General features: G+C 35.1%; 7 protein-coding genes. 2 read left to right on the top strand and 5 right to left on the bottom strand.

What is annotated here, in order from left to right:
- Positions 1-414: 414 nt before the first annotated feature.
- The 4 genes from ADIARSV_RS19110 to ADIARSV_RS20855 form a co-directional block, all read right to left on the bottom strand.
- Positions 415-723 carry a helix-turn-helix domain-containing protein gene (locus ADIARSV_RS19110; RefSeq protein WP_040300698.1) on the bottom strand — a complete coding sequence of 103 codons (309 nt, stop codon included), beginning with the start codon at positions 721-723 and terminating at the stop codon, positions 415-417.
- A gap of 36 nt (positions 724-759) precedes the next feature.
- A complete protein-coding gene (locus ADIARSV_RS19105; RefSeq protein ID WP_040300697.1) occupies positions 760-1104 on the bottom strand; it encodes a helix-turn-helix domain-containing protein in 345 nt (114 codons plus the stop codon).
- Between the two features lie 100 nt (positions 1105-1204).
- Entirely contained in the window at positions 1205-1858 is a 654-nt protein-coding gene (locus tag ADIARSV_RS19100; protein WP_040300695.1) for a hypothetical protein, read from the bottom strand.
- Positions 1851-3071 carry a site-specific integrase gene (locus ADIARSV_RS20855; protein ID WP_016197315.1) on the bottom strand — a complete coding sequence of 407 codons (1221 nt, stop codon included), beginning with the start codon at positions 3069-3071 and terminating at the stop codon, positions 1851-1853. The genes ADIARSV_RS19100 and ADIARSV_RS20855 overlap by 8 nt, the downstream gene beginning before the upstream one ends.
- 354 nt (positions 3072-3425) lie before the next feature.
- Between ADIARSV_RS20855 and ADIARSV_RS19090 the strand changes: the two genes are divergently transcribed.
- Together ADIARSV_RS19090 and ADIARSV_RS19085 are read left to right on the top strand one after the other, a co-directional pair.
- Complete coding sequence (locus ADIARSV_RS19090; RefSeq protein WP_016197314.1) at positions 3426-5174, top strand: APC family permease; 1749 nt, start codon at positions 3426-3428, stop codon at positions 5172-5174.
- An 18-nt stretch (positions 5175-5192) separates the two neighbouring features.
- Positions 5193-6086 (top strand): mechanosensitive ion channel family protein, encoded by an 894-nt coding sequence (locus ADIARSV_RS19085; protein WP_016197313.1) that lies wholly within the window; start codon positions 5193-5195, stop codon positions 6084-6086.
- A 196-nt stretch (positions 6087-6282) separates the two neighbouring features.
- Here ADIARSV_RS19085 and ADIARSV_RS19080 read toward each other — a convergent pair whose 3' ends face one another.
- A complete protein-coding gene (locus tag ADIARSV_RS19080) occupies positions 6283-8481 on the bottom strand; it encodes a B12-binding domain-containing radical SAM protein (protein ID WP_040300693.1) in 2199 nt (732 codons plus the stop codon).
- Between the last annotated feature and the right edge of the window lie 384 nt (positions 8482-8865).

The following is an 8865-nucleotide window of genomic DNA, read 5'->3' as shown; positions in this document are numbered from 1 at the left end:
AAGACCAGTATGATGAGCTTAGAATGATTTTAATTATTTATCATAAATGCAAATATCGGGCGAAGCCGATAAGCCACCCCTTGGGCGGAGGTTCTTATAGTATTCAAATCAATGTCACCATGCTGATTTTAATAAGCCATGATGGCACCGTTAATATCTTATAACCAATTACCAGCTTCTTGTTTTAATATCCAGTACAATGCTGTAATCAGCTCTCTTGTTTATCAATCATGCAAACATCAGTTGAAGTCCTTAGTTCATCCAATAGTCCCAGTACATCCCACTAGCAAAAAAGCCTTGATTTCTCAAGGCTCCTGTTCTTAATTTTAAATGGACCAAAGTCTATAACATGGTCCAAAGTGTCCCACTAACGGGACTATCTTACATCGTAACTTTACAGGCGTGTAAACTAAATTACCTGATTCTAGTTCTCTTTCCATAGTAACAAAGTTTATAATTCTTATAGTTTTCAATGTGCTTTCTATTGAATAATCTCTGATTTCCTACTTTCAGGCTGTCAATCTTGCCTTGTTTAATCCAAGCATAAAGAGCTGTCCTAGAAATTTCAAAACAATTGAGAACTTCATCAACAGTCATCAGATTACCGAGATCATTTGTCTCTTTTATGCTCTGCTTATCATATAGCCTTTTGAAATATTCATCAGCTTTAGCATCAAATAATTTATTTAATTCTTCTATTAAGTCGTCTTTACATATACACATAATGGTAGTTTTTAAATCGTTTTTGGAATGATTAGCTTAAATGGAATATTTCTGTCGTTTGATGGCATCCAACATTTCTGACTTTTTGAAGTATAATTTTCTTCCCATTTTATGGCTCTTAATTATTCCGTTCCGCTTCCAATTATGGATAGTAACCTTTGATACCTTCAAGAATTTAATGACCTCTTCCATGTTCATCAGGTCTGGATTGTCACTGATATTCTTCTCTACCAATAGGCTTTTGCCTCGTTCATTGAAGTCCTGCAGGGCGTTTTTTATTACACTACCCAGCATGGATTTCAATGAGATTAAATCGATAAGTACTAATGGATTTGTTTCGGCTTGCTCTAAGCCTAATGAATTTGTGTTTCTGTAACTCATAATTTTTATTAATTGTGAGCCACAAAACACTTCTATTTTCGAAATTATTATGGGGGACTTGTCGGGGGACAAGTTTATAACTTACTGATCTTTAGTGTATTTATTTTAACTGCAATTTGGATAGGTCTTTACTCATCTTTATAAAGATGGCTTTTAATGTATCCAGTTCATCCGATTTGAATAGGATCTCCTCCTTATTGAAGCTAACAAAGTCTTTTCTTAACTGGTCTCCGCTATATCCTGTTAAAGTACCAAAACATTCCGCCAGTGCTGTATCTGTTATTTCTTTGTTCGTTAGATTATTCTCCCTGAAGTATTTCATCAGTATTAAAACCTGCTTTGAATTTACAGATGGCTTATTGTATTCAGAAAGTTTGGGCTTTTTGAACGTCTTAACTTGGTTAACATTTACAACAGGTACTGCATCTGCATCGGCCTCTTTTATGTAGTCAACCAGTAAATTGTAAAGCTTTAAATATTTCTCTGCGCTTTTTTTACCGTATTTATTGGGTGAGTTGAAATTGACGATGTGCTGATAATGTACGTAATCTTTAAACTCTTTCAACGTTGCCATAATTTCAACACCGCTGTTTTGTTTTATCGTTTTAAAGATTTCCTTATTCAAATCCTTAAATTCCGTGTCAAGCATATAATGAGAGCCTACATAAACCTCCTCAAATCGCTCAATACTACAACAATGTATAAGGCGCTCTTTATAGCCTTTAAAGAGTTCTGTTGCTTCAATATTACTCATGTACTTCCAATTTACTGTTCCAAGCATTGTTCATTTCGGCTAACTTAACATTTTCTGTTAGTTTAATGTACTTCTTAAATGTTGCATAGTCCTTATGCCCTGTAATTGACATCACAACTTCAGGTCTCATCCCTTTTTCAAGTGATAGAGTTACAAACGTCCTTCTTGCAGAATGTGTAGAAAGAAATTTATACTTCGGTTCTGCCTTTTCCAGCTTGGTCGCTCCCTGATATTGCGTCAATATAATATTCTGCTTTATTCCTGCCAGTTCTCCTATTTCCTTAATGTAGTCGTTCATCTTCTGATTGCTTATCATCTGTGGCGGATTTCCTTGGTGCTTCTTTAGAATGGCTTTAGCGAAATCATTCAATGGTATCCTTAAAAAGTCCCTGGTCTTTTTTGACTTTAGTTCTATAAAATCTTCTTTTAGGTTAGCGAAGCGTAACTCTGACAGGTCGGAAAACCTTAATCCTGTGAAACAACCCAAACAGAATGCATCCCTGACAGCATCTAATCGAGGTGGCAAATTTTCAAACCTGTAAATCTTTAAAAGTTCGGCTTCTGTAAGGTAGATAATATCAGCATCCTGCTTGATTACCCTAAATGTTTTAAACTTAAAGTTGGTTGTATATCCTCTTTCGGTGGCAAAATTCATAAACGATTTGACCGTTTTGATATATCTACCTATGGTATTATTAACCAGTTTGCACTCTGTCATCAGGTAATCAGTGAATTTACTCTCAAACTTACTATCAATATTTTCAAAGCTTAACAGATACCGTCTATCCTTATCAAAGGATTTTAGTTTATTGAGGGTAACTTCATATATCTTTTTTGAGCTTTCAGTCTTTTTTATAGAAGCCTCCTTTATATATTCCTCAAATGCATCATATATAGTAAAAGACGTTTTCTTCTTTCCTGTGGCCTCCTCAAGCTTTGTTCGGATATAATCCAGCGTTAATTGATTTGGCTCAAACTGGGCGTGTAATTCAGCCTTAGTAATGACTCTTTTATACTCTTCCAGTGCAAAATTAATTTCACTTTCTCCTTCACCGTTCTTCTTTATTTTTTGGCTCTTAGGGTTCCAATCCTTATCCATCGTTTTTAGCTTCGTGGAGAAGCGGATCTTGTTTCCGTTTAAGAGATAGGTTAACAGTATTGGTCTTTGATTTTTCCTGTTCGGTTTATCTAGATAGAAGTTAATTGTAGCCATATAATTGACAGTAGTTTTTTAATTGCTGTCAATATTACTGTCAATTTTTGACTTATTCAAATGTTTTTTAATGTATCCAACTTTATAAAAAATGACTTCAAAAAGCTCTTAATGGCGTTTTATTGTATCAATAAGGCTCATTTAGATATAAATTAGGCAAGTAGGTGAGAGTCCCAGCGGGATCACATAGATAAAAAAGCTTCTAAATTAGATTTAGGAGCTTTTTTAGTTTAATGAATTCCTTTGGGTATTATAAATTTAAAACATTCATAGGTGTATTCTGTTAATTTTTAAGAAATCTAACACTAAGATTTCATATTCCTTCCAATTGATTTCTTAATAAATCCATACAAAATGAAGCAGAAATCAGATGTTTTGCATAAAAAACTAACTCAATTACAAGCGACCGCAATTTGTGGTAATGATATCTCTTCTTCCTGTTTATACGTGTCTGCTTTAACGATAGCTTATGCTGGACAATATGCATGGATTTCTTTATTGATAGTAGCTTTGATTTTATATCTGTTTCGAAAGATCTATGCGGAGGTAGTGGGGGCATTACCGCTAAATGGTGGTGCATACAATGTTTTACTCAACACTACTACTAAGAAAACTGCATCATTTGCAGCCTGCCTTACTATACTTTCTTATATGGCTACTGCTGTAATTTCCTCTTATGAAGCCATGCATTATCTGCACAACATTATTCATGCGTTACCCCTTTTGTGGGCAACAATCTTTGTACTGGTTATTTTTATGGCATTGAGTATTATTGGAATCGGAGAATCTGCAATAGTGGCCGTAATTATTTTCATTATACACCTTGTTTCACTCAGCCTTTTGGTGCTCACTTGTGGATGGTTTTTAGTTAACAATGGCCTGGACGTTTTTCGGCTAAACTGGAACTTTCCAATCCGGTCCGGTGGATTGACTACCGCTATCTTTTTAGGTTTTTCCGCTGCTATGTTAGGGATATCAGGATTTGAGAGTTCAGCCAATTTTGTAGAGGAACAGGAGAAGGGTGTATTTCCTAAAACTCTGAGAAATATGTGGTGGGTAGTGAGTTTTTTTAATCCGGTGATTGCCATTGTCGCATTGAGTATCCTTCCGATTACTACGATCAATGATCATCAGGAATCATTGCTTTCTTTTATTGGTCTGACCGCGGGAGGGCAATGGTTAAGCTATATTATTTCTGTTGATGCGGTATTGGTTTTGGGTGGCGCTGTGCTTACTTCCTACATTGGCGTGACAGGATTAGCTGAACGAATAGCACTGGATAGGATATTGCCAAACTTTTTATTAAAGAAGAACGCTCGTGGTATCAATTACCGGATCGTAATTGGCTTCTTTCTTTTATGCGTTTCCATATTATTGGTCACCAAGGGCAACCTTGCGAATTTGGCTGGTGTATACACATTTTCCTTTTTAGCGGTTATGGCCTTATTTGGCTTGGGCAACCTGTTGTTGAAAGTTAAAAGAAAACGGCTTCCACGTCCGGAAAAGGCCACCATTCTTTCGGTAGTAGTCGCTGTATCTTTCATAATTGCCGCATTTCTGGGAAATATGAAGCTTAACATTTCATCATTTTATGTTTTTATTAAGTATCTGGTACCTGCAATGGCACTGATTTTGATCATGTTGAACAGGGCGTCATTAATGAAATGGCTTATATACTCTATCTGGTACCTGAATGCACCCCTACGGAAATTTTTATTTACTAATTTAAGACTGCACCGTACGCTGGTCAATATAAATTCACAGGAACTCGTTTTCTTTACGCGGGGTGACAATGTAGCTATTCTAAACCGGGTCATGATTTATGTTGAAGAAAATGAAGTAACAAAAAAAATAAAAATTGTCCACTTGTCCAACGTAGACAGCAATAATGAAAATTTAAGAAGTGATATTGAGGTGTTGGATCGGGCATATCCAGACATTGATATAGACTTTGTTGAAATGGACGGACAGTTTGGTCCTGAAATTATTGACACACTTTCTAGTCGTTGGAACATTCCTAAAAATTTCATGTTCATTGGATCACCTGGAGACAAATTTCCTTATCGCGTCTCAGAGTTGGGTGGCGTAAGGCTGATCATGTAGCAAATTAAAAAATATAACATGGATATTAATTATGCTTTTCAGTTGATTACTGATAAATTGATTGTATGGGCTAAGGAATTGGTAAGGCTTTTGCCCAATATTGCACTTGCTGCATTTATACTTGTTTTTGGTTTTTTCATTGCGAAATATGTAAAGAATTTATTGAGTAGATTGATTAGAAAATTCATGCCCAATGAGACACTTGTCAATCTTTTCAGCTCCTTAATTTATTTTTTCCTACTCGGGATTGTGTTTTTTGTAGCGCTTAGCGTGCTGAAACTCGATAAGGCAGTTACCTCCATGTTGGCTGGCGCCGGAATTATCGGATTGGCTTTAGCCTTTGCTTTTCAAGATATTGCTGCTAATTTTATTTCGGGTTTATTTCTCTCTATACGAAGACCTTTGTTGGTTGGAGATATTGTTAAGATCAAGGAATATATGGGAAAAGTAGAAGAAATTAATCTCAGAGATACCACTATTCGTACTTATCAGGGACAGATGGTTATAATTCCGAATAAAGATGTATTTCAAAATCCAATAGAAAATTATTCATTGTTAGGTAAGCGTAGGATTGATTTAAAAGTAGGAGTGTCCTATGGGGAAGATTTGGAAAAGGTGAAAGAAATTACGCTTCAGGCAGTTAAAGGAATAGAAGGTCTTGCGAAGGAGGATGAGGTGACTATGTTTTACACAGAATTTGGTGACAGTTCTATTAACTATGTAATCCGGCTTTGGATAAACAACACGGAGCAGGTAAATTTTATGGAGGTTCAAAGTCAGTCTATTATAAATATAAAAAAGGCTTATGATGTTCATAACATCATGATTCCATTTCCAATCAGGACATTAGATTTTGGGATTAAAGGCGGAGTTTCTCTTGGCGAAATGCACCACTCAAAAGGGACTGATTGACATAACTACAAGTAAAATTTTGGGAATACATTTGGACAGATGGTTACACATTTGCAAGAATCATATTTAACGATCTTCCATGATCAATTCCTATCTGATTTCTTAATTGAGGTAGATAAGAAGATCTCTAAAAGATAAAACTCGGTTCTGTTTTTATGTGCATTAACAAAGAAAGCTTAACTATTTACTTAAAGGACTATAAAACCAACAGTCCAAAATCTCTTAAGATAGTAACTGGCTTTGAATACCAGAATAATTCAAAATTCTCCATTTTAGCTTCAAAATCAGTTTTAATTTCTTGAAAGGTATATGCCTTTGAATTGGAAATAGCAATTTTAGGTAAGAATGAAGCCAGCCATTCTCCTTCATTTTTATTAGTCTGGATTTTAAAGGTCTCTTTTTTGTCATAAAAAGTTAGAATCATCATTTCGAAAGAATTACCCTTTTTATGCTTTGTATAATTTTCTGTATCTGGTTTTCCCCCCAACCAAACTACTTTAGCAGTTGGTTTAGTATTGAACCTACTTTCTTCCCTTAAGGCTTTCGCTATATAATCCGGAGGAATCATTACTTTAGGGATTTTAAAATCAAACCAATCTTGTAATTTATAATCCAAGCAAATGCCATGCATAAAATTAAAGAGTGACTTCTTTAAGCCATAGCTAAATTTATCATGGTCTATTCCTGTTTTATCAATGTAATTAATATCATTATTGGCGAAAGTTCCAATAGTTTGAGTCTCTTTGACAACACCAAATCTTTCAGGATACAGGCCAACAGGACTATGTGCGGTCATCGCAAACTGATGCCAGAAACCACTTTGTAAAACACCTGTTTGAAACAATTGTCTCACCATTTCCAAACTGTCAATGGTCTCCTGAATAGTCTGTGTTGGATATCCATACATCAAATAAGCATGAACTAATATTCCAGATTCAGTAAAATTCCGGGTAACCTGAGCTACTTGTTCAACAGATACACCTTTATCAATTAGCTTTAATAACCTATCTGAGGCCACTTCTAAGCCACCAGAAATGGCTATACAGCCAGATACCTTAAGCAAAATACATAAATCTCTGGTAAAGCTTTTTTCAAACCGGATATTTGTCCACCAGCTTACAGCTATGTTTCTTTTTAGAATCTCTAGTGCTACTTCACGCATCAACGCTGGTGGTGCAGCCTCATCAACAAAGTGAAAGCCATTCTGTCCTGTTTTTTCGATAAGCTCCTCAATACGATCTACAATTAATTTAGCAGCAACAGGTTCGTAGACCTTAATGTAATCCAAAGAAATATCACAAAACGTACATTTTCCCCAATAACATCCATGTGCCATTGTTAATTTATTCCAACGGCCATCACTCCACATCCTATGCATTGGATTAACAATCTCTATAACTGAAATGTATTGATCCAATTGTAAATCAGTATAATCTGGCGTTCCTACATCAATCTGCTTATAATCACTTCTTAATGCATCATTTTTATATACAACGACACCATTCTCTAATAAGAAAGTTCTTTTATAAAGGTTAAACGGACCACCACTTATGATCGCATTATAGATTAGTTCAACAGGTAGTTCACCATCATCTAAGGAAATATAGTCGAAAAATTCAAATACACGCTTATCAGAAACGGAACGTAATTCTGTATTGGGAAAACCGCCGCCCATTGCTATTCTAATTTCAGGATGAGTTCGTTTTACATATTGTGCACATCGGAAAGCGGCATATAAATTCCCAGGAAAAGGAACAGAAATTAATAATAGCTTAGGTTGAATCGTGTCAATTTTCAATTCAAGAATTTTAATCAGGATTTCATCCATGTAGGTATATTCCTGATTTAAAGCATCGTAAAGCTCATCAAATGAATTTGCACTCCTTCCCAATCTTTCAGCATAACGACTAAAACCAAAGTTAGGATCTATGCATTCAATAATAAAATCGGAAATATCTTCCAAATAGAGGGTTGCTAAATGCTTCCCTTTATCTTGCGTTCCCATCGAACCAAAAACCTTATCTAACTCATTCAATTGAGTAAATCTTGATGCCTCTGGTAAAAAATCATCCTGACAAATTTGTAAAGCTAAGGTTGGGTTTTTGCCTTGTAAGAAAGCAATAACAGCATCAATGGTTTTTATATATTCATTTTTTAAAGCAACAATCCGCTTTGCATTTAAGCTTTTTGATTGATCAGTAGACTCCTCAGCTTGAAAGAAAAGTTCTTGCAGACCTTTCCTGGAGAATAAAGCCAAAATTACTTCAATACCTAAATCAGCCTGAGTGGAAGAAATATTTTTAGTATTTAAAAAACCCTTGATATATGCAGTTGCTGGATACGGGGTATTCAGTTGGGTAAAAGGGGGGGTAACAAGGAATATATCTGTTTTCAAAATGGGGCTGTATTTCTAAGCAAAAATATTCATAATTAATTTACTAATAGGAAATACCAAGCTTACATTATTCAAACGGGGGTTAATAGGTATTTAAGCTTGACAGCAGGCAGAAGGTGCCTTTACCAATTTATCTAAGCATAACATATTGATCATAACCTTTTTATCGTCTTATTGTTCGATTGAAGAGATTGGTGCTGATCTGAAATAATAAAAGTTTAGCAATTTAAGGTAACAATTTGTATAGGGTTATCTAAGGATATCTGGATAAAATAACATGATGTTATTCATTTATTTGAAATATCAATTGCAAGTCAGCATTTAATTTCTATCTTTGCACCTCCTTAAACAAAAGGATTGATTCCGTAGCTCAGCTGGTAGAGC

Origin of the sequence: Arcticibacter svalbardensis MN12-7 (assembly GCF_000403135.1) — a bacterium.
GTDB classification, from domain to species: Bacteria; Bacteroidota; Bacteroidia; order Sphingobacteriales; family Sphingobacteriaceae; genus Arcticibacter; species Arcticibacter svalbardensis.
The sequence above is the reverse complement of the archived record's forward strand: the minus strand, read 5'-3'. Positions and strand labels throughout refer to the sequence as shown.

Excerpts from the sequence above, each read along its gene's own strand:
- ADIARSV_RS20855 (WP_016197315.1), bottom strand. The coding sequence starts at position 3,071 with ATGGCTACAATTAACTTCTATCTAGATAAACCGAACAGGAAAAATCAA.
- ADIARSV_RS19100 (WP_040300695.1), bottom strand. The coding sequence starts at position 1,858 with ATGAGTAATATTGAAGCAACAGAACTCTTTAAAGGCTATAAAGAGCGC.
- ADIARSV_RS19090 (WP_016197314.1), top strand. The coding sequence starts at position 3,426 with ATGAAGCAGAAATCAGATGTTTTGCATAAAAAACTAACTCAATTACAA.
- ADIARSV_RS19110 (WP_040300698.1), bottom strand. The coding sequence starts at position 723 with ATGTGTATATGTAAAGACGACTTAATAGAAGAATTAAATAAATTATTT.
- ADIARSV_RS19085 (WP_016197313.1), top strand. The coding sequence starts at position 5,193 with ATGGATATTAATTATGCTTTTCAGTTGATTACTGATAAATTGATTGTA.
- ADIARSV_RS19105 (WP_040300697.1), bottom strand. The coding sequence starts at position 1,104 with ATGAGTTACAGAAACACAAATTCATTAGGCTTAGAGCAAGCCGAAACA.